Source organism: Geomicrobium sp. JCM 19038, assembly GCF_000698125.1.
In the GTDB taxonomy this organism is placed as follows: Bacteria; Bacillota; Bacilli; order Bacillales; family Marinococcaceae; genus Geomicrobium_A.
The window spans coordinates 120,174-139,510 of record NZ_BAXA01000008.1 but is presented as its reverse complement, the minus strand read 5'-3'; the positions used below and the strand labels follow the sequence as shown (position 1 = coordinate 139,510).

Below are 19,337 nucleotides of genomic sequence, written 5' to 3'. Positions count from 1 at the left end.
GAAACGGCTTAGTCTTTTTTGTACGGTGCTTGTTGATATAGGTAGTTCGGAACTCGATGTACATCTTCATAGGGTTTATGGAAAACGTGAGTCGCTGCCGGTGACAAAGGTGGGATGAGCCACGTCCAGTCTCCCGTCACATCACGTCCTGATTTCTCTTCCAATTGTTCAAAATGGCGAAATTGCTTTGCTGCTGTATGATGGTCAACAATTGTGACTCCTGCATCTTTAAATGACTGGAGTACAGCTGCATTTAATTCTACAAGAGCACGGTCTTTCCAAAGCGTAGAATCGTGATTACGCTCAAACCTAAACGCATCAGCAATGTCTGGTAACTTATTGTAGCGAAAAGGGTCCGCTAAGTTCCTTGCTCCAATTTCAGTGCCCATATACCAACCATTAAAAGGTGCAGCTGGGAAGTCAATGCCGCCTGCCGTGAGCTTCATATCTGAGATTATTGGAACCGCGTACCATCTGAGACGTAACGCATTAAACGCTTCATTATGTTGATGTTCGATGCTTACTTCTTTTACAAGTTCTGCAGGGATTTCTTTTAATTGTGGTTCTTTATTTCCGATTTGAATGACAAGAGGTAAAATATCGTAGTCGCTTCCCTCTCCTTGCCAACCGAGCGACTCGCATAACTTCGTAAATGTAACGGAATCTGGATCACCGATAACCCCGTCTTCACGTTCATATCCTGCATAACGAATTAGCTGATGGTTCCAAACGCGAACTTCGTATAGTGACCCTTGTTCAGGGAATATTGTTACCATCGAGCGTATACTACCATCATTTGTTGCAGATTCAATGTGTTTAAACAAATATGAAAAAACGTCTTCTTCTGACTGAACATCTCGCGCATCAACGACGGTTAATCGGTCCCAAAACAACCGACCAATGCAACGATTACTATTACGCCAAGCAACTTTCGCCGCGTACGTCAATTCTTCCGTCGTTAAATCGTAACGACCAGTTTGTTCAATTTGTTCGGACACCTCTTGAAATCGAACGTCGAAGTACCTCGATGATTGTTGATCATAATATTCTTTTAGAAATTGACGAGCATCTTCGATCATCGTCTTCCACCTCATTATTCACGTTGCTTTTCCTATCTTTACATACTTTTCATTCACATACAAAGTCTTGCAACCTTTCACCTTTATTGTCGTATTTTCTATTGGAATACGAATGGTACTTAACAGCATTCAATGAATCGCTTACAATATAAGTGAGTTCTTCAAATAAAGGACGTGTGATCAACATGAATATTGGTTTCTTTTTATTGCCAAAACAAGAAGTGAAATACTTAAGCCCGGATGCCACGATTAGACAGGCTATAGAGAAAATGCGCCATCATCGTTACACTGCCGCTCCTCTTATTAATGGCGATGGTAAGTATGCAGGAACGATTACTGAAGGGGATTTACTTTGGGTCATTATGGATAACCGTGAGCAGCCGCTAGATACCATCATGAACCTGCGACTAAAAGACATTCCACAACGTGTTAAAAACATCCCCATATACATTAATGCGGAAATGGAAGACCTTATTGCGTTATCTTCCGACCAAAACTTCATTCCTGTTATGGACGATTCTGGTTACTTTATCGGAATCGTACGACGAAGAGACGTTATTAAATACTGCTCATCACAATTATTTAGCAAAAAACAAGAAGAGAACATCTAAATTCATGATGTTCTCTTCTTGTTTTTATTGATATTGCTTTAGCGTATGGTAAAGCTTTAACGCGTGGCTAATTTCGCTTCTACTTTAAGCTGACCTGTCATGTATGCGGTCGTAGGATTCCATTCACCCTCGAGCAATTTATGAAAGTTCTTATCGCTCATCTTAAGCACACAATCCGCCTCGCCTGGAACCGGATTCAACTCTACTTCAACAACGCCATCTTTGAATACAATGCCGTATAACCCTTCGGTTTTTAATTCAAAATGATATCGTCTTTCTAAATCTTCGATATGCTTAGGATTTTCATTCATTTGATTCGCTAATTGTTGAATCTTCTCTTCTGTTACCATCTGCCACTCCCCTTTGTTCACTGTTACATCTTTCTCTATTGTACTGAACGATCATTCATTTTAAAAGAGGAGGCTTACGATTTTTGTTCCTGACTTTTGGCAATCGCTTGTTCACGCAGTTTGTATTTCTGAATTTTCCCTGATGCGGTCATCGGATATTCGTCAACAAAGTACACATCTCTTGGTACTTTGAACCGTGATATTTTGTTAAAGCAATAGCTTTTTAGTTCGTCCTCAGTAAGCGATGTATGCGGTTTCAGAAGAACCCAAGCCGATACCACTTCACCGTATTTCTCATCAGGAACTCCCACAACTTGAACGTCTTGTATTGCAGGATGTGTGTACAGAAACTCTTCGATCTCTCTTGGATAAATATTTTCTCCACCACGAATAATCATATCTTTGAGGCGGCCGGTGATTTTACAATACCCGTTATCATCCATCACTGCCAAGTCCCCAGTATGAAGCCAACCATCTGGCTGTAAAACAGCGTCTGTTGCCTCTTGATTGTTATAATACCCTCTCATCACATGATAGCCCCGAGTACAAAACTCGCCTTGTTCTCCACGTGGCACTTCTTCCTCTGTCCCAGGTTGGACAATCTTCACTTCAACATTTGCTAACGCACGCCCAACCGTCTCAACACGTAATTGCAAAGGGTCATCGACTTGCGTTTGCGTACAAACAGGAGACGCTTCCGTCTGTCCATAAGCGATTGTCATTTCCCTAAGGCCCATTTTGTCTACGACACCTTTCATAACTTCTATCGGACAATTGGATCCAGCCATAATCCTGTGCGGAGCGTACTCAAATCATACGTCTCAAAACCTTCTACATTCATTTCTGCAATGAACATCGTCGGTACGCCGTGTAACGCTGTACATTTCTCCTTCTCTACCGTTCTTAAGACTACTTTAGGGTCGAATTCTTGAATTGGTACCATCGTCGCTCCCGTTGTTACACATGCGATTGTACTCATCACACACCCAAAGCAGTGGAAAAATGGCACTGGGATGCAAAGACGGTCGTCGACGCCTAACTGCATTCGGTTTGCAACGTTATACCCGTTATTAACGATGTTACGATGAGTCAACATGACGCCTTTTGGAAATCCTGTCGTTCCAGACGTGTATTGCATGTTAATCACTTCATCAGGTTGTAATGTATCCATTCGTCGTTGTAGTGCATCATTACTCACTCTAGTTGCATGCTCCAGTAGATCTGTCCAGTTGTACATTCCTGGATATCGCTCTTCACCGAGGTAGATCACCCGTCTTAAATGTGGCAACACTTCAGAATACAACTCACCTGGAACAGATGTCTTCAATTCAGGAACAATTTCATACAACGTATCAATGTAGGACGTTCCTTTGTATTCATCCATTAAAAGTAACGTCGTAGTGTCCGATTGCTCTAACAAATAGCGAAGTTCCGCAGAACGATAATTCGTATTGACCGTTACTAATACAGCGCCTACTTTAGCGGACGCAAATTGTGTACTCACCCACTCTGGAATATTGGAAGCCCAAATGGATAAGTGTTCCCCTTTCTCGATGCCAAAACTCATAAGCCCCTTCGCCACAGTTTTGCAATGTTCTTCAAACTGTGAGTACGTATAGCGTAAACCTCGGTCACTATATACAAGTGCTTCTCGATCCGGTTGTTCGCTTGCTGTGTCTGTAAGAATCTGACCAAGTGTTCGCTCAATTAATTCAACCATCCAGCTTCACGTCCTTTTTAGAGAAAGAGTTGTTGTGTACATGTTCTAGAAAAACGTTGGATTTCCTCTTAACGATTGCACGGTCTCGATGGCTAAGGAAAATAGTAGTTATTAATTCAGGAGCATCTTTCTACCAAGATTTTCTTGTATTTGATTCGCAATAATGATAAATTTCTGATGGACTAATTCAGAAGGAGTTTTACATATGGATTTTAAATTTATTCTTAAATTAATTTTCGGAACGATTACGACGATGTTTTTCTCACTTTATACTTTTTTGTTTGGGCTTAGTGTAGAAACTGTTTATATCATTTTACTTAGCATAATCGTCACAATGACTCTACTCATATATAAAGAAATAAAAGAGATTAATCGAAAACATTGTAGAAACAGTTAACTAAGAAGTAATCGCTAGATCGAATTGGGGTGGATGCTTCGTATGCCTTCTCATCAAAAAACTCCTTTCAAAGTAGATACGTATACTTTGAAAGGAGTGTTATTCATTGCTAAATCGTTAATCCAAAGATTTCTGCAATGCCTCGCGCATGTCCGAGTGCAATTGATTGTAAAAACGCATCATCAGTTAACCGTTCAGCATCACTAGTTGTATCGATAAACAAATTCTCAGTAAGAATTGCCGGCATAACTGTCTCTCTTAATACAGCAAAGTTTGCCGTTTTCTCACCGCGATCGGTGACGTCTATTTCTTGCATAATTGCTTGGTGAACCGTCGTTTGATACGTGGCTGTCTCCGTTGGAGCTGACGTATAAATAAACGATTCAAATCCTGTTCCTCCACCTGCATTCACGTGTATTGACACAAAATAATCCGCACCAAAGTCATTTGCAAACTGTGCTCTTGCCGATAAGCCAACATCACTGTCATCACTTCTCGACAACTGCAACTCTACATTTTCATCGGCTTCGAGCAAAGCTTGAAGTCGTAACGCCAAATCTAACGTGAGGTTCTTCTCTTCTAAACCGTTTGCAACCGCTCCAGGATCATTCCCACCGTGACCAGGATCAATAAAAATTCGAACCATTTGATCATCTCCCTTCAGTACATAAAGAGAGAAATCCATACCCATTCACAACGTATTAATAAGAAAAAGGCATTAGTCTTCGTCTTTTGTCCCTACAGGATTTTCTTCAAACGAGGACCATTCACTCCAACTACCGGGGTATAACTTCACGTTGTTAATACCTGCTTGGCGCATACCAATCACATTCGCCGTAGCAGACACTCCAGAACCACAATAGACAATGACTTCCTTCTTCTCTTTCAACGGCTTATACATGTCTTGCAGCTGTTCTTTCGTTTTCCAAGTTCCTGAATCGTTTATGTTTTCCTTCCAGAAAAGATTCAACGCACCAGGAATGTGGCCCGCTTGTTGGTCTAATGGCTCCACTTGACCTGCATAACGTTCAAATGCTCTTGCATCAACAAGACAGATGTCTTCTAAGTCTTTTTTCTGTTTCACTTCTTCCATCGTCGCCACAAGATCAGCTTGAATTGACGGAGTGAACGAGACAGCTTCAAGCTTCGGCTTTGCATCCGTCACCGGGTAGCCTTGATCTTTCCAAGCAGTATAGTTCTCATCGAGGATTGATACACGTTGTTGTCCTACGTACTGAAGGAGCCACCATAGCCTTCCTGCAATTGAACCGTTTTGATCATCATAAACGATGACATGTTTCTCCTCGTTAATACCAGAGCACTCGAGGAGTTTAACAAATGATAAAACATCCGGTAATGGATGCCTGCCACCTTCTTGCTTAGGTTTCGTCGCGTCGGATAAGTCTTTTTTCAAATCGAAATGAATCGCTCCTGGAATATGATCAATTGCATATTCTTTTCGTCCCTGCGATTCATCCATTAAATCGAACCTCACATCTACAATGACGATCTGGCTATCATATAAATGTTCATGTAACCATTCTTTTGTTACGATGTCTTGTGTCTTCATCAACGATCCCTCTTTTTAAAATGTAGTTATTGTATATAAAAATACACTACCCGTTTAAAGGTAGTGCTTAAGCTTCATCCTTGATGTTATTCTGTAAAATCAATCCACTAAAACTTACACCAGCAGCAATAAGAATGATAATGACTAAACTCCAATGCGCTTGTGTCCCGGGAGCCTCAAGCATAGAAAAAAAATGCGATACCTACTGCTACTGCACCGAGACCCATGCCAGACATATACAGTCGTTCGCCAATTCTGCGCAGTGTGAACACCCCTCTTTATTATCTAACTTTTCAATCTTTTAAGCAAGCATGAACTTGCTGAAAGTTCACGTTTTTAGTACGCTTAAAGAAAATAAAAGAGAAGGTGACAGATTTTGCAAACTCGACTACAACAACTTGAAACCTTTGCACAACAACAAAACTTAGACGCTATACTCGTCACATCAACAGCGAATGTCTTTTATTTAACTGGTTTTTACTGCGATCCGAAAGAACGTTTCTTAGGCTTACTTTTGTTCTCTGACGGTCGAAAGCCAATGATCATTTGTCCAAACATGGAAATGAATTTAGCAAGAGCAGCAGGCTGGACGCATGATATTACCGGGTATGATGATACCGAAAATCCATTTGATAAATTCCCGTCACTGACTACTTTAGCCATTGAAGAAGAACACGTCACAGTTGCTCGCTTACGTAAACTTACCAATACGCATCGCAACATCGAAACGACATCGATTGACAATGAATTGCTTGGCATGCGTCTCCAGAAGAACGAAGAAGAAATTGAATTGCTACAAAAAGCTGCTCATTATGCTGACAGAGCAGTAGAACTTGGTGTTGCCGCCCTTAAAGAAGGCGTAACAGAACTGGAGATTATTCAAGCCATTGAATCTGGATTAAAACAAGAAGGCATCTCGAAAATGAGCTTTGAGCCTGTCGTGTTGTTTGGCAAAAACGCAGCAGATCCACATGGTAGCCCAGGCACAACCCCATTAAAACGCGGCGATGCTGTCTTAATGGACCTCGGTGTTTATTATGAAGGGTACGCTTCTGACATTACGCGCACGGTCTTCTTCGGTGAACCATCGAAAGAACATCAAGAAGTCTACGAAACCGTTCTTGCTGCAAACGTTGCTGGGATTAACGCGTGCATTGTAGATGCACCGATCCAAGACACTGATGACGCCGCTCGCTCCCTCATTACACAAGCAGGTTATGGAGAGTACTTCACTCATCGACTCGGCCACGGGCTCGGCATTGAAGTACACGAGGAACCTTCAATGCACGGTATGAACAGCCAACTTCTCCAAGAAGGTATGGCATTAACCGTTGAGCCTGGTATTTATCTACTCGAAAATATTGGCGTACGTATTGAAGACGATCTTATTGTTACGAATAACGGCCCGCTCGTTCTTACACAATACCCGAAAAGCCTACAAATCGTATAATTAGAAGCTTACGATGCTCCGTCCTTTACTCATTGGACGAAGTTTTTTGATGCGTTAGCTGAATACACGCGACTGTCACAATCGATAACAAAAGAAAAGGCATAGCTCATGACGAGCTATGCCTACCATTGGATCGAATTGGTCATCTAATTGAAACCTCTTAGCTCTTAACCGTTGCAGGTAAAAAGAACGCACGTAACTCTTGCCAATTGTCTACGCGCTTAAACCTTGAATCGTTGACATTGTGAAACGCCGTATACATAATGCTTTCCCCGGAGAAAGACTCCAGTTTATCAGGGTGGTCGTCAACGAGGTAATCAGCGTGAATAATGCTCTTGTCACCACAGAAGACGAAATTTTGTGGATTTAAGAATGGAAAGTGTTCACGCAACCAGTAAAATTTCTCCGAAAACGAAGTCGGAACTTCCATTGCTGCTGTCGCAATAAAGATTTCGTAATGATCATGTAGCTCTTTCATAACTTCAACGGCATCTGGCATCACATCAAGCGATGCGAAGAAACCTGGTTCTTGTAGAATCTCATAGATTTCTTTCGTATGATGCGGACGCACTGCTCGAAGTTTTTGTGCTTTTAAATCTTGAACGGTCAACGTGTCTTCAAAACGCTCATTGTAACGCTCAAGAAGTTCAGAAATGAGATCTGCCATGACCTCATCCATATCAAAGGCTATTCTTTGTTTCATCTTTATCACCCTCCGTCACCTTCTATTGTATCTGATCTTCTTTAACAGATATATTAATTGATTCAATGTTTAGTTGTTCTTAACAACATTTACAAAAAAAGAAAGCCCCAACCGATAATCGGCAGGAACTTTCATTACGTATACAGTCATCACAAAGATGTACTGTGTTCATTCAAGTCATCACGTTGCACGTTATGAATAGCCATTCCTTGAAGCATATGAGCTCCAAAATCATGCTAAACGTTTAGGCAATCATATCAATACAATTAAGTATTCACCCCGTATACTTATCATATTGAAAATGATTCTCAATGTCAATTTATTTTCGCGATGAATAGTTCCACATCTACCGTTACGTTTAATTGTTCAAAGCTTTGTAACACTTGTTTTTGTTCAGCGGTCGCATCCCAGGATGCAGGTGTCATATCAATTAAAGCGGGAATATGCTCACGTTTGACTTCAAGTTGTTCGTAAACTGATCGATGTTCCAATACTTCAAAGCGTTTCGCATAATTCGTAATCGCATCCGTCGTATCAAGGGAACGCCCTTTTTCACCGTACAGTTCATCTCGAAGTTCTTGTAAATACCGCTTACCAGGAATTGCCTTAATAATTACCCCGTCAGGCTTTAGTACTCTTGTAAATTCACGACTATTAAGCGGTGAAAATATATTAAGAACGACGTCGATAGAATCGGTTGCGATTGGTAATTCTTCTACATTCGCAACCGTCCATAACAGACGGTCCATTTGACTTGTTGCGAGTGCGATTCCCTCTTTTGACGAATCAAGACCTACACCGACGCTCGTATGGAATTTCTCAACAATCCTTCTTAAATGGCTTCCCTCTCCACATCCAATATCAAGAATACTTAGTTCTTCATCTCTTACATGTGTAGCGATGAGCGCTTCCATCTCATCTAACACTTGCTGGAACAACCCTAAGTCATAGATGCGCGCCGTGATTGAAACATCTCTTTCGTATAGTCACTATCCATTGACTTTTTAAGCAAGTGAATATAGCCTTTTTTGGCAAGATCAAAGGAATGTTGCTTAGAACACACTAAGCTTCTTTCCATAATCTCAATGGCTTCAAGACAAATTGGACAGCGGAAAAGTCCAGCGTTTTTTTGATAAAGCTCTACTGCAATGTCGATTTTCTTCATTGTTCACCTTCGTTCAAACGTTTGAATTATCATATCATATGTCTTTGCACATGAAAAAAAGCAGAGATCAACTCTGCTCAATGTATTAAGATCGGTTTGATTTTAGGGTTCGGTTCGTCTATAAAGCGATTCTGAGGTTTTATGTTGCGACTTCGAAGACAACAACCACGACGGAGAGCGACTACCCCTGCTTTTTTTAACGACTAATTCCACGTAAATCAGGCTTAGGAACGATCCCTTCATCCGCTGCCCGAAGCAGCAATTCGCGAATCGCTTTGTAGCCGTCGACCCCTAAGTCTTTCGTAAATTCGTTCACGTAAAGATCAATGTGTGAACGTGCGACGTCTTCGCTCATTTCTTGCGCATGTTCCATGACGTAGTCTTTCGAAGACTCAGGATGCTCATTCGCATAGTCAACGGACTGACGAATCCAAGACTCAATCTGTTCATGATCTAATCCTTTCTTCGCAATGATCGCCCCTAACGGAATAGGTGCGCCTGTATCTTCTTCCCACCACTCGCCTAAATCGACCAGTTTGTGTAAGCCATACTCTTGATACGTAAATCGCGCTTCATGAATGACTAGGCCTGCATCGACGGTTCCGGCTTGAACAGCTGGCATTATGTCATGAAATGGCATGACAACAATTTCTTTAATGTTAGCATCTATCTTCTGACGTGCCCATAATCTGAACAACATGTATGCTGTTGAACGATCACTTGGTACTGCTACACGTTTTACAGATAACGTTTGTGGGCTTGTTTCTTCTTTCGTAAGTAGAAGGGGACCACAACCACGTCCAAGTGCTCCTCCACATGACAGCAGTTGATACTCATCTAAGACATACGGAAGTGCCGCAAACGAGATCTTCATCACATCATGATCATGTGGATCTCCTTCAATCGCCCACGTATTCGTCACGTCAATGTCTGCATAGGAGACATCAAACGTTGGCGTATTTTCAATAAGCTGATGTGTAAGTGCATGAAACACATACGTATCGTTTGGACATGGTGAATAGGCAATTTTCATCGTACAACCTCCATCACTTGTTTCAATGAAGCCAACGCTTCTTTTATTTTCCATTTGTCACGCTCGCGTTTTCCTATGTAATTCGATATGGCACGAACTTCAAGGACAGGTACACCAAACTCTTCCGCTGCAGTCGCAACCCCGAATCCTTCCATTCCTTCTGCAACAGCATCTTCATACCTTGCTTGCAATCGCTTTGCCTCTTCGTCCGTACCTGTCACCGTCGATTTCGTAATAATTCTGCCTGTAAAAACATTCTCCAGTTCGCGAAAGCGATCCACTTCACTTCCTAAACATTCAATGCGTGATGAGCCAAATCCAAGCTCTTCCACTGGGATAAATTGCTCTCCTGTGTCAGCACCCAAATCAGCCGCCTGAATGGTCGTTGAGACGACAATGTCTTCCAATTGTACTTTCTCTCTAAATCCACCTGCAATGCCTGCGTTAATCACAAGATCGTAATTTTGTTTAGCTAGTTGTACGGCAGTACGAGCAGCTGCTTGTGCAGGTCCTACACCCGCAAGTTCAACCGTCACATTAACATCTTCACGTAATCCTGCTTTTACGGCTTCTCGCTCAGCTTCAACTGCAGTCATTATTAAAATTCTACGCATATGGTTTTCTCCTAACTCATTGCCCAATCCTGTTGCCAGCGCTTTGGCACATCAAGCCCGGCATGCTTTAATGCGACATAATATTGTCCTGTATGAATTCCTTCGTGTTGAATGGCAGTCGAAATCAGCTCAGAGATTGACAACGTTTTGCCATCGTACTTCACAGACATCCGCTCTGAATACATAAACGCTTCCGCTAGACGCTCACTGCTTGCTTTTAGCATTGTTTTTACGTCAATGTCATCTGGAATTGGTTTTCCTGGAAAGACGACTTCACCCGTAAATAAAGAGCTTCGGTATACTTCTCGTACTCGTATTAAATGATGAAACCATTGTCTTGGCGTCCCTAAGCTTTCAATTAAAATTGTATCATACCATTCGGTTGGAATAACGTGTGTGAGCTCATCATTTAGTGATGCTGCATACACATACCCCTCTTCTGTCATCACGTTGAAGCCTCCGTTTCAAAATAACTTGCTACTTGACGCAGTGTATCAATCGCTTTCTCAATCTCATCATGGGAAAGATCTTTATGAGTGATTATACGAACGGTTTGAGGGCCAAATGTATTCGCTTTTACACCTGCTGTATATAAATGGTTAACAAATTCTTGTGCAGTACATGATAACTGAGTCGTATCGAGTAAAACAATGTTCGTGTCCACTTGATTACCCACAGTTAGTCCTCTTATTTCTTCTACCGCTTTTGCGATAAACTGTGCATGAGTGTGATCATCTTTCAACCGCTCAACCATACTCGTTAAGGCAATCTTACCTGGTGCTGCGATTACTCCAGCCTGTCTCATACCACCACCAAGACGTTTACGCCATTTACGTGCTTTATTAATAAAAGCTTTGTCTCCCGCAATAACAGAACCAATCGGTGCTCCGAGACCTTTAGACAAGCAGATTTGCACACTCGTAAATGGCTCTGATAATTCTTTTATATCGACACCTAAAGCAACACTTGCATTAAACAGTCTTGCTCCATCTAAGTGTGTCGGTATGCCGTAATGTTTTGCAACGTCCGTCATCTCTATCGTTTGCTCAGGTGTAATGATTGCTCCCCCGTGGCGATTGTGTGTGTTCTCAACACAAATGAGCCCGGTTTCTGGTGCATGGACATCTTCTGAGCGAATCGCAGCTTCCAAATCTGCTTGGGCAATAAATCCACGATCACCTAATATGGTGCGGGGTTGTACGCCAGCAAACGCTGAGATTGCAGCGCCTTCATAATGAAACAAATGACTTTCTAGCTCCATAATGACTTCGTTTCCTAATGCACAATGAGTCAACACTGCAATTTGATTACCTTGTGTACCGCTCGTCACGAGTAACGCTGCTTCTTTTCCTAATAGCTTTGCTGTATATTCTTCGAGATCGTTCACGGTCGGGTCTTCTTCATACACGTCATCACCAACAACTGCATCGACCATCGCTACTCTCATCGATTCGGTCGGCTTTGTAACTGTGTCACTTCTTAAATCAATCATTTGAACCCTCCTCACTTTTGTACTCATTATACTCAAAATCATCAGTAAAATCTGCGTTTAATAGGAAGGTTCTGCTATCCATCAAGATTGTCGTGCATCTTGAGTCGTTGTCGTTTATAATGCACTAATGGACAAAAATGATAGTTAGGAGTCACGCGTATGGAGTTTGGTATTCTTGCACTCTTGCCACCAGTTGTGGCTATTATTCTTGCGATCCTTACACGTAACGTCGTACCTGCATTGTTTGCTGGTGTATTTGTCGGGGCGACGATGATAAATGGTTGGAACCCTCTGCTTGGGTTGTATGCTAGCTTTGAGCAGTTCATCATTCCAGCACTTGGCGATGAATGGAACGCAAATGTATTGATTTATTGTGGGCTATTCGGTGTTTTAATTGTCGTGTTTCAAACGACAGGAGGCGCACAAGCGCTTGCCAACGCATTTGCAAATCGGATTCGTTCACGAAAAGGGGCTCAAGCCTCAACAGGATTGTTAGGACTTTCTCTTTTTATTGATGATTATTTTAATGCATTAACCGTAGGTAGTGTGATGCGTTCCATCACAGATAAGCTACGCATCTCTCGCGAGAAATTAGCTTATATTGTTGATTCCACTTCTGCACCGACATGCCTACTTGTGCCTGTTTCAACATGGGTTGTATACGTAATGGGACTAATCGGAACCGAGTTTGTTCGCATGGACATAGATCGAAGCGAATACCTCATGTACCTTGCTACAATTCCATTTAACTATTACGCGATCCTTGCCATTTTTACTGTTTTCATCGTAATTTTCTTACGCTTTGATTATGGTCCGATGGCAAAAGCTGAGCTACGTGCAGTCAAAACAGGGAAGCTTATTCGCGATGGCGGACAACCTCCAGCAGCCGATGAGATTACAGCTGCCCAACCGGCTACAGACACACCAAAAATTCGCAACCTTGTCGTGCCAATGCTTGTGTTACTCGCACTTATTCCACCTCTTTTCTTATGGACAGGGAATTATCCTGAAAACAGCTTTGTCGTTGCGATTGGTGAAGCTGACGGTGGAATGTCGATTCTAATGGCTGCATTTGCAGCAATTATCGTCGCTTTGCTCATGGGTGTCTCACAAAAGATGTTCACATTTATTGAAGCGATTCACCTCGTGATGAAAGGGATTAAAGGCATGATGCTCGTCTTTGTTATCCTAATTCTCGCTTGGTCTATCGGTTCAGTATCGGCTGAAGTTGGGACCGACCAATTCCTCGTACAGCTCGCTGAACAATCCAGTCTGACACCGGCGTTAATTCCAGTTCTTATCTTTATTGCAGGAGCGATCATTGCATTCACTACCGGAACGTCTTATGGAACGTTTGCAATTATGATTCCTATTGCGATTCCACTAGCTGTTTCAATGGATATTGCGTTGCCGTTAGCCATTGCTGCTGTTTTAAGTGGAGGAATCTTTGGTGACCACTGCTCACCAATTTCTGACACGTCAGTATTATCCTCAGCAGGTTCTGCCAGTGACCATATGGACCACGTTAATACACAACTTCCATATGCGATTACAGTTGGAATTACCGGCATCATCTCATTCTTTATTGCTGGTGTTACCGGTACATGGTGGATTGCTCTACTCGTGGGCCTTGTCTTAACGACACTTGCCGCCTATACCTTGACCAAGCTTTGGGGGCAGAATATCCCTCGCTATACACCTGAATGATAAAAACCCCGGATGACTCACTTGTCATTCGGGGTTTCGTTTGTGTTTGATAATGCTTGTAGCAAACGTTCAGGTAATGCAAACTGCTTTTGATCGACTTGAAGAGACTTCATCGATTCTCGTGCATAATATTGTTCCTTATGTTGTTCAGACCTTCTATGAAGGCCTTCCATGCGCGTATCCAATTGTGCTGCAATATCCGCCACTTCTTTTAATTCATGGCGCATGTCATTCGGTACAACCTCACCAAATTTGTAAAAGATCTTGTGTTCAAGACTCGCCCAGAAATCCATTGCTACGGTTCGTATCTGAATTTCGACCGCAACATGCTCAACCCGATCTGACATATAGACCGGTAATTCTGCAATCAAATGCAAACTACGGTATCCATTCTCTTTTGGTGCTTGAATATAATCTTTCACTTCAACGACACGCAAGTCTTGGTGCGCACTTAACATATCTTTAATTTTATAGATATCTTTTTGAAACGAACAATTGATTCGAATGCCTGCGATATCGTTTAATTCATTACGAATTGTCGCCAAGTTTAACGGCAATTTTTTTCGTTGTACTTTTTCTAGAATGCTTTCTGGTGACTTTAATCGCGTTGAAATATGCTCAATAGGATTGTAATCATGAACATATTGGAATTCTTCTTGCAGAATGTTGATCTTCGTATCCATCTCATCCAATGCGAATTTGTACGTCATCATAAACCGGGTAAGTTCAGTTTTCATTTTCTTTAAAACAGCTGGATCGACTGGAAATGTCTGTTGTGAATGTTCCATTTAGCTCGTCCTCCTGTTACTAGAATAATGTTCTCATCTAGAAAGTTCAACTTCCTTATTGACGCTTGCTTCATCGAACACTACACTTAGAGTGCTTTAAGAGGGATGAGGAGGGCACTATGGGACAGCTGTTTACTAAGATTATGGCGATCATTGGCATTTTATTTTTAACATTTCTCGTTACTGTCGTAGGGAGCATAATGCTTCTAGTTACGGGACAAGCGCTTGTTTATTGGTATGTACTTTTAGGAGTGATGGCTTTCTTATTCGTGTTAATGATCAGTACGTATTTTGATCTATTCACCTCAAGAATTCGATGGATTGGGCTTGGTGCATCACTCGTAATCGCACTTGCAATCGTCGGAATTTTCGAATTCAACGCCTATCAAACTGCACAGCTCGAGACCATTTCCGACAGTGAAGTGGACGTCTCGATTTACCGGCCGTTTGACAATAACGATCGACTTGCCACATTAGAGGAAGAATCCACGTTGTCACTCGAGCGAAACCTTCCAGTTCTAGACGGTTCAACAGCTCTTTATCCGGTTTACGCTGCTTTCGCAGAAGCGGTTTACCCAGAAGCAACATATGATTCACACTCAAGCGCTGTACGTATGACCAATACGCCGACCGCGTTTGATAGCCTTATTTACGGTGACGTTGATATTATTTTCACTCCAGCTCCTTCAGAGCAACAACGACAAACAGCTGAAGAACAAAGCGTGGAATTTGAATTAACACCGATTGGACGAGAAGCGTTTGTCTTTTTTGTAAATCAAGAGCAAGACGTTTACTCCCTGACACTTGAACAAATCCAAGATATATACGCAGGTGAGGTAACGAATTGGAATGAAGTAAGCGCAGCAAGTGGTACGATACAAGCCTTTCAACGACCAGAAGGGAGCGGCTCCCAAACCGCCTTGCAACGACTAATGGGCGACCGTGCGCTTATGGAGCCACCATCTGAACAATTAATCAGCGGAATGGGTGGCATCTTACAAGAAACATCGGATTACCGAAATCACCAAAACGCGATCGGTTTCTCATTTCGTTACTACGTGACAGAAATGAACAAAACAGACGGCATTCGCTTACTTGAAGTGAATGACATTGAACCGTCAAAAGAAAACATTGCTGCTGGGACGTACCCGATTACAGCTGATTTTTATGCGATCACTCGTCAAGGAGAAGAAACAGAGGAAGTGCACCAACTAATTGAATGGATGACAGGACCCGAGGGGCAGCAACTAATTGAAAAAACAGGTTATGCGCCACTCGTTGAAGGAGAATCAAAACAATGAATCAGATGCGAACACCGATGATCGGATCTCTAAGTTTGTTTTTTGCAAATGCTGCACTTTTTATCATCGTTTCGCTAACTTCAATCCTATTGGCGGTCTTCTTCTTTCCGATCATTTTGCTGATTGGGGCATTTGTTGGGATCATCATGAGCGTTCGTGTTTGGCTGCTGTTTCGCCGTCAATGGCAGCCTTTACCGACCGCTAAGCGCCTAGTAATGGCTGTGGCAGGAAGTAGTTCGTATCTAATGATGGTGGGGATTGCGTGTACGTCTATTTATTGACTGCCTATGACCCTTACTACTCCATTGATTTATTTATGTTAAGTAGCTTATTTACAATTCCAATCGTTGCTTTCGTTTGTTCTGTCTATTTTACGACGTTCACACGATTTCGAATGATCCCAGTAGGCGTCGGAAGTATCATGATGATTGCAACATCATTTATGATCACAAGCTACGTCACAAATCCTGTATTATCTATTCAACATACAGGGCATACATTAGGATCCTATTCCTTATATGAAGAGATCACAACATACGATCATTTAGTTGAAATTCCAGATGAAGAATGGTCACAAGGAACACGCATTTATGCGGATACGATGGATGAAGCCATCGATCGACAGTTAACGATTGCGACGAGCAATAACGATGTGACGAGTATTTATAGTTCAGTAAGTGGTGCTCAAACAGAAGTTGGCGTTGGCGTTCATAGCGTGTTTGATGAGGTTTTTGCAGCATACGGACCCGTGCGCCTCTCGTATGATCATGAAATGCTCATTCATTCAGCCACATATGAAGATCTTGAGCATCGACTTACGTTTTATGCGCAAAACGATTCTGTGCCTGACATCATTACTAGCGTTCAACTCGAAAAAAAGCAAAGGTCATAATGACCTTTGCTTTTCCTACTCTTGCTCATAATTAAGTTCAAAATCCTTTACATATGCTTGCGGTGTCATAATTGCTTTGCCGTTAAACTCATCGAGCGGCTGTTCATTTTGTACACGTTTTGGCGTATCTGGGTTCGCTAGTGCTTGTCTAGCAACTCCGATAAAATCAGCTTGGTCTTTTTCTAGAACTTGCGATGCTTTCTTTGGATCCCCAAGGTCACCACACGTAATAATTGGCTTATTACTATAGTGTTTTGCTGCTTCGGCCATCGTTTTCGTACCTTCACCAAACCCAGGAGTGGAAGCATCATCGTCAGAGATGTGAATATAGTCGACACTCGTCTTTTCAAGTTCACTAAAAATGATCTTTGCATCCTCTTCGCCACCTGGCCACTTGTACGAGCCGTTTGTTGCTTTAAGTTGAGAGATCCGAATACCGAGCATCATCGTATCGCCAACCGCTTTACGAACGTCGGCAATGACTTCTTTTAAGAAGCGAACACGGTTTAACACACTGCCTCCGTACTCATCTTCTCGGTGATTGCTTACTTCTGATAAGAACTCATCAAGCAAATAACCATTTGCGCCATGGAGCTCTACGCCACTAAAGTCTGCTTGTTGTGCGAAAAGAGCTGACTGCACAAATCCATTTCGTACTTGCTTCATTTCATCGACCGTTAACGCTTTTGCTGTAGGGAATGGCCCACTTCCGTAGTAAACGTCAACCTTATCTGATGGTGGAGCGAATTCAGAAGGAGCGACCGTTTCGTCTGTATAATAGTTTCCTTGTGTTTGTGCACCACCGTGCATAAGCTGTGCAATCATTAAAGCACCATGTTCTTTGACGCTTTTAACGATTGGTGCCCATGCAATTGCATGCTTTTCAGTCGCTAGCCCACCTTGGTAACGATACGCTTGGCTATGCATCGTATCTGGGTAGACTCCTTCAGTAATGACCGCAGCAAAGCCTCCCTTTGCGAAGCGCTCATAATACTTGTGCATTCGTTCATTTGGTGTTCCGTCTTCTTCGGCGCTCACACGCGTCATCGGCGCAACAATATATCGATTGCTTAGAATATGATTACCAATCTTTCCTTGATCGAATAACTTGGACACTACTCATCACCTATGCTTTCCTTAAGGTTCTCCTACACACTTACCTGATTCTGTATCGTTTTAAACCTCTCTAAACTGCTTTGCCCGTAGGAACACGATGAACCAAATGAGTAACCCGGCAACTCCAAGACCGAATAAGACGAGCTGTACAGATACGCCTGTTGCAACGAGTCCCGTTACAAGACCGTACGAAACAGGGTCAAACCCATTCATAGCTAGAAAAATAATGCTCATCACTCGACATAATGTGGCCATCTGTATTCTCCTGAGCAACTGTAAAGAACGGAATATAAACAAACACCATCGAGAAACCGATGAAGAAGATAAAGATCGTCAACCACGTTAAGCTTGGGACGAGTGCAAAAATGATAAACAAGACGAGAGAAGCGAGTAAACCGTATAAGGTCATCGCACCACGACGTCGTTTAATTGTATACGCACCAAGAATAACACTCCCCAAAAGCATCCCAACTCCTAGACTTGCTTCCATAAAGCTTAAGTTCAACGGTGAACCACCATGTGTATCTACAAGGAGTGGAATCGCTACGTGAAGCGCACCAAATACGAAGAAATTCAAGGTAATTAAGACGACAAGTCCAATTAGTAAAAAGTTCGAACTACGGACATATTGAAAACCATCTTTCAAGTCTTGTAACGGACTTTGAGAAATCCTCTCCCCGACTGCTGCTTCTTTAATTAGCGGTGGGAAAATAAAGATTGCTGAGAATAATACGAGAATCGTCGCTACGAGAAAACTTCCTGCAATACTTACCGTTTCCATCATTAATCCCGCAATGATTGGACCGATAATAAATGAGATTTGGTCTGCACCTTGGAAAACGGCATTTGCTCGTTGCAATTGCTTTTTCGCAACAATTTTTGGAATGAGCGACGTACTTGCCGGTCCAAAGAACGCGTCAAGCATACCAAATAGACCTGCTAAAATTAATAAAATCGTTAACGTCAAGTTGTCATTCGCCACAAACAAGTACAAAACAAATAAAAGAACCCCTTGAGTTAGGTTCGTAATAAACATAATCGTCGTTTTTTTATATTTATCAGCGACAACCCCACCAAAAACCATCATGACTAACCGGGGAATGGTCGCTGCCATTAATACTAAACCGACTGCCATTGCCGAATCCATCTCAGTCACTGCAAACCACGATACAGTGGTCAAAAACATACTAAAACCAACAACAGCAAAAATACCCGCGATGAACATTAATACAAATGTACGATTGCGCATTAAAGGCATTTCTTCAGGCATCATTTTCACTCCTTACTCTTTACACAGACCGAACGGTCGGTCTATACTATATGACAGAAATCGATTACCGTCAAGGAGA

At 42.2% G+C, this 19,337-nt stretch carries 21 protein-coding genes and 1 pseudogene; 6 read left to right on the top strand and 16 right to left on the bottom strand.

The features are described from left to right. Positions 1 to 8 precede the first annotated feature (8 nt). Positions 9 to 1,094 carry a nitric oxide synthase oxygenase gene (locus JCM19038_RS11855; RefSeq protein WP_042418186.1) on the bottom strand — a complete coding sequence of 362 codons (1,086 nt, stop codon included), beginning with the start codon at positions 1,092 to 1,094 and terminating at the stop codon, positions 9 to 11. A 170-nt stretch (positions 1,095 to 1,264) separates the two neighbouring features. Here JCM19038_RS11855 and JCM19038_RS11850 point away from each other — a divergent pair, with 170 nt between their 5' ends. Continuing rightward, complete coding sequence (locus tag JCM19038_RS11850) at positions 1,265 to 1,690, top strand: CBS domain-containing protein (RefSeq protein WP_042418184.1); 426 nt, start codon at positions 1,265 to 1,267, stop codon at positions 1,688 to 1,690. A gap of 56 nt (positions 1,691 to 1,746) precedes the next feature. Here JCM19038_RS11850 and JCM19038_RS11845 read toward each other — a convergent pair whose 3' ends face one another. The 4 genes and pseudogenes from JCM19038_RS11845 to JCM19038_RS11825 form a co-directional block, all read right to left on the bottom strand. Beyond that, positions 1,747 to 2,040, bottom strand: coding sequence for an SCP2 sterol-binding domain-containing protein (locus JCM19038_RS11845; protein WP_052361556.1), 294 nt, complete (start codon positions 2,038 to 2,040; stop codon positions 1,747 to 1,749). A gap of 74 nt (positions 2,041 to 2,114) precedes the next feature. Continuing rightward, positions 2,115 to 3,760, bottom strand: a pseudogene (locus JCM19038_RS11840) (AMP-binding protein). 506 nt (positions 3,761 to 4,266) lie between these two features. Next, a complete protein-coding gene (locus JCM19038_RS11830) occupies positions 4,267 to 4,803 on the bottom strand; it encodes an N-acetylmuramoyl-L-alanine amidase (RefSeq protein ID WP_052361552.1) in 537 nt (178 codons plus the stop codon). A gap of 72 nt (positions 4,804 to 4,875) precedes the next feature. Continuing rightward, positions 4,876 to 5,727 (bottom strand): sulfurtransferase, encoded by an 852-nt coding sequence (locus tag JCM19038_RS11825; protein ID WP_042418176.1) that lies wholly within the window; start codon positions 5,725 to 5,727, stop codon positions 4,876 to 4,878. Between the two features lie 376 nt (positions 5,728 to 6,103). Between JCM19038_RS11825 and JCM19038_RS11820 the strand changes: the two genes are divergently transcribed. Beyond that, positions 6,104 to 7,177 carry a Xaa-Pro peptidase family protein gene (locus tag JCM19038_RS11820; protein WP_042418173.1) on the top strand — a complete coding sequence of 358 codons (1,074 nt, stop codon included), beginning with the start codon at positions 6,104 to 6,106 and terminating at the stop codon, positions 7,175 to 7,177. 160 nt (positions 7,178 to 7,337) lie between these two features. Here the strand turns inward: JCM19038_RS11820 and JCM19038_RS11815 are convergent, their stop codons facing one another. The 7 genes from JCM19038_RS11815 to JCM19038_RS11790 form a co-directional block, all read right to left on the bottom strand. After that, positions 7,338 to 7,880: a 5'-3'-deoxyribonucleotidase gene (locus tag JCM19038_RS11815; RefSeq protein ID WP_042359801.1), complete on the bottom strand. Its 543-nt coding sequence runs from the start codon at positions 7,878 to 7,880 to the stop codon at positions 7,338 to 7,340. Positions 7,881 to 8,194: 314 nt separating this feature from the next. Further along, positions 8,195 to 8,806, bottom strand: a complete 612-nt coding sequence (locus tag JCM19038_RS20900) for a methyltransferase domain-containing protein (protein WP_052361544.1) — start codon at positions 8,804 to 8,806, stop codon at positions 8,195 to 8,197. Positions 8,807 to 8,820: 14 nt separating this feature from the next. Further along, positions 8,821 to 9,045, bottom strand: a complete 225-nt coding sequence (locus tag JCM19038_RS20895; protein WP_052361539.1) for a putative RNA methyltransferase — start codon at positions 9,043 to 9,045, stop codon at positions 8,821 to 8,823. A 196-nt stretch (positions 9,046 to 9,241) separates the two neighbouring features. Continuing rightward, a complete protein-coding gene (locus JCM19038_RS11805) occupies positions 9,242 to 10,078 on the bottom strand; it encodes a 1,4-dihydroxy-6-naphthoate synthase (RefSeq protein WP_042418170.1) in 837 nt (278 codons plus the stop codon). After that, positions 10,075 to 10,692, bottom strand: coding sequence for a futalosine hydrolase (locus JCM19038_RS11800; protein WP_042418167.1), 618 nt, complete (start codon positions 10,690 to 10,692; stop codon positions 10,075 to 10,077). The genes JCM19038_RS11805 and JCM19038_RS11800 overlap by 4 nt, the downstream gene beginning before the upstream one ends. Positions 10,693 to 10,703: 11 nt before the next feature. Further along, positions 10,704 to 11,141, bottom strand: coding sequence for a DinB family protein (locus tag JCM19038_RS11795; RefSeq protein ID WP_152549425.1), 438 nt, complete (start codon positions 11,139 to 11,141; stop codon positions 10,704 to 10,706). After that, entirely contained in the window at positions 11,138 to 12,184 is a 1,047-nt protein-coding gene (locus tag JCM19038_RS11790; protein ID WP_042418161.1) for a low specificity L-threonine aldolase, read from the bottom strand. Before JCM19038_RS11790 ends, JCM19038_RS11795 begins: the two co-directional genes overlap by 4 nt. A 159-nt stretch (positions 12,185 to 12,343) precedes the next feature. On the opposite strand from JCM19038_RS11790, the gene JCM19038_RS11785 reads away from it, so the two are divergent. Continuing rightward, positions 12,344 to 13,891 carry a Na+/H+ antiporter NhaC family protein gene (locus JCM19038_RS11785; protein ID WP_042418158.1) on the top strand — a complete coding sequence of 516 codons (1,548 nt, stop codon included), beginning with the start codon at positions 12,344 to 12,346 and terminating at the stop codon, positions 13,889 to 13,891. A gap of 17 nt (positions 13,892 to 13,908) precedes the next feature. On the opposite strand, the gene JCM19038_RS11780 is transcribed toward JCM19038_RS11785, so the two are convergent. Next, positions 13,909 to 14,679, bottom strand: a complete 771-nt coding sequence (locus JCM19038_RS11780; protein ID WP_042418155.1) for a GTP pyrophosphokinase family protein — start codon at positions 14,677 to 14,679, stop codon at positions 13,909 to 13,911. A gap of 119 nt (positions 14,680 to 14,798) precedes the next feature. Here JCM19038_RS11780 and JCM19038_RS11775 point away from each other — a divergent pair, with 119 nt between their 5' ends. Genes JCM19038_RS11775 through JCM19038_RS11765 form a run of 3 tightly spaced genes read left to right on the top strand, consistent with a single transcriptional unit; the run spans position 14,799 to position 16,872 of the window. Beyond that, complete coding sequence (locus JCM19038_RS11775) at positions 14,799 to 15,980, top strand: PstS family phosphate ABC transporter substrate-binding protein (RefSeq protein ID WP_042418152.1); 1,182 nt, start codon at positions 14,799 to 14,801, stop codon at positions 15,978 to 15,980. Beyond that, positions 15,977 to 16,261 carry a hypothetical protein gene (locus JCM19038_RS11770; RefSeq protein ID WP_042418149.1) on the top strand — a complete coding sequence of 95 codons (285 nt, stop codon included), beginning with the start codon at positions 15,977 to 15,979 and terminating at the stop codon, positions 16,259 to 16,261. Before JCM19038_RS11775 ends, JCM19038_RS11770 begins: the two co-directional genes overlap by 4 nt. Next, positions 16,243 to 16,872: a hypothetical protein gene (locus JCM19038_RS11765; RefSeq protein WP_042418146.1), complete on the top strand. Its 630-nt coding sequence runs from the start codon at positions 16,243 to 16,245 to the stop codon at positions 16,870 to 16,872. The genes JCM19038_RS11770 and JCM19038_RS11765 overlap by 19 nt, the downstream gene beginning before the upstream one ends. A gap of 15 nt (positions 16,873 to 16,887) precedes the next feature. Here the strand turns inward: JCM19038_RS11765 and JCM19038_RS11760 are convergent, their stop codons facing one another. The 3 genes from JCM19038_RS11760 to JCM19038_RS11755 are packed head-to-tail and all read right to left on the bottom strand — an operon-like array spanning position 16,888 to position 19,258. Then, a complete protein-coding gene (locus tag JCM19038_RS11760) occupies positions 16,888 to 17,988 on the bottom strand; it encodes an NADH:flavin oxidoreductase (RefSeq protein ID WP_042418143.1) in 1,101 nt (366 codons plus the stop codon). A gap of 60 nt (positions 17,989 to 18,048) precedes the next feature. Then, positions 18,049 to 18,243, bottom strand: a complete 195-nt coding sequence (locus JCM19038_RS25050) for a hypothetical protein (RefSeq protein ID WP_307190016.1) — start codon at positions 18,241 to 18,243, stop codon at positions 18,049 to 18,051. Further along, positions 18,188 to 19,258 (bottom strand): MFS transporter, encoded by a 1,071-nt coding sequence (locus JCM19038_RS11755; protein ID WP_307190015.1) that lies wholly within the window; start codon positions 19,256 to 19,258, stop codon positions 18,188 to 18,190. Before JCM19038_RS11755 ends, JCM19038_RS25050 begins: the two co-directional genes overlap by 56 nt. Positions 19,259 to 19,337: the final 79 nt, after the last annotated feature.

Excerpts from the sequence above, each read along its gene's own strand:
- JCM19038_RS11790 (WP_042418161.1), bottom strand. The coding sequence starts at position 12,184 with ATGATTGATTTAAGAAGTGACACAGTTACAAAGCCGACCGAATCGATG.
- JCM19038_RS11775 (WP_042418152.1), top strand. The coding sequence starts at position 14,799 with ATGGGACAGCTGTTTACTAAGATTATGGCGATCATTGGCATTTTATTT.
- JCM19038_RS11780 (WP_042418155.1), bottom strand. The coding sequence starts at position 14,679 with ATGGAACATTCACAACAGACATTTCCAGTCGATCCAGCTGTTTTAAAG.
- JCM19038_RS11845 (WP_052361556.1), bottom strand. The coding sequence starts at position 2,040 with ATGGTAACAGAAGAGAAGATTCAACAATTAGCGAATCAAATGAATGAA.
- JCM19038_RS11805 (WP_042418170.1), bottom strand. The coding sequence starts at position 10,078 with ATGAAAATTGCCTATTCACCATGTCCAAACGATACGTATGTGTTTCAT.
- JCM19038_RS11785 (WP_042418158.1), top strand. The coding sequence starts at position 12,344 with ATGGAGTTTGGTATTCTTGCACTCTTGCCACCAGTTGTGGCTATTATT.
- JCM19038_RS25050 (WP_307190016.1), bottom strand. The coding sequence starts at position 18,243 with ATGGCCACATTATGTCGAGTGATGAGCATTATTTTTCTAGCTATGAAT.
- JCM19038_RS11815 (WP_042359801.1), bottom strand. The coding sequence starts at position 7,880 with ATGAAACAAAGAATAGCCTTTGATATGGATGAGGTCATGGCAGATCTC.
- JCM19038_RS20895 (WP_052361539.1), bottom strand. The coding sequence starts at position 9,045 with ATGAAGAAAATCGACATTGCAGTAGAGCTTTATCAAAAAAACGCTGGA.
- JCM19038_RS11850 (WP_042418184.1), top strand. The coding sequence starts at position 1,265 with ATGAATATTGGTTTCTTTTTATTGCCAAAACAAGAAGTGAAATACTTA.
- JCM19038_RS11755 (WP_307190015.1), bottom strand. The coding sequence starts at position 19,258 with ATGCCTGAAGAAATGCCTTTAATGCGCAATCGTACATTTGTATTAATG.
- JCM19038_RS11855 (WP_042418186.1), bottom strand. The coding sequence starts at position 1,094 with ATGAGGTGGAAGACGATGATCGAAGATGCTCGTCAATTTCTAAAAGAA.
- JCM19038_RS11800 (WP_042418167.1), bottom strand. The coding sequence starts at position 10,692 with ATGCGTAGAATTTTAATAATGACTGCAGTTGAAGCTGAGCGAGAAGCC.
- JCM19038_RS11825 (WP_042418176.1), bottom strand. The coding sequence starts at position 5,727 with ATGAAGACACAAGACATCGTAACAAAAGAATGGTTACATGAACATTTA.
- JCM19038_RS11830 (WP_052361552.1), bottom strand. The coding sequence starts at position 4,803 with ATGGTTCGAATTTTTATTGATCCTGGTCACGGTGGGAATGATCCTGGA.
- JCM19038_RS11770 (WP_042418149.1), top strand. The coding sequence starts at position 15,977 with ATGAATCAGATGCGAACACCGATGATCGGATCTCTAAGTTTGTTTTTT.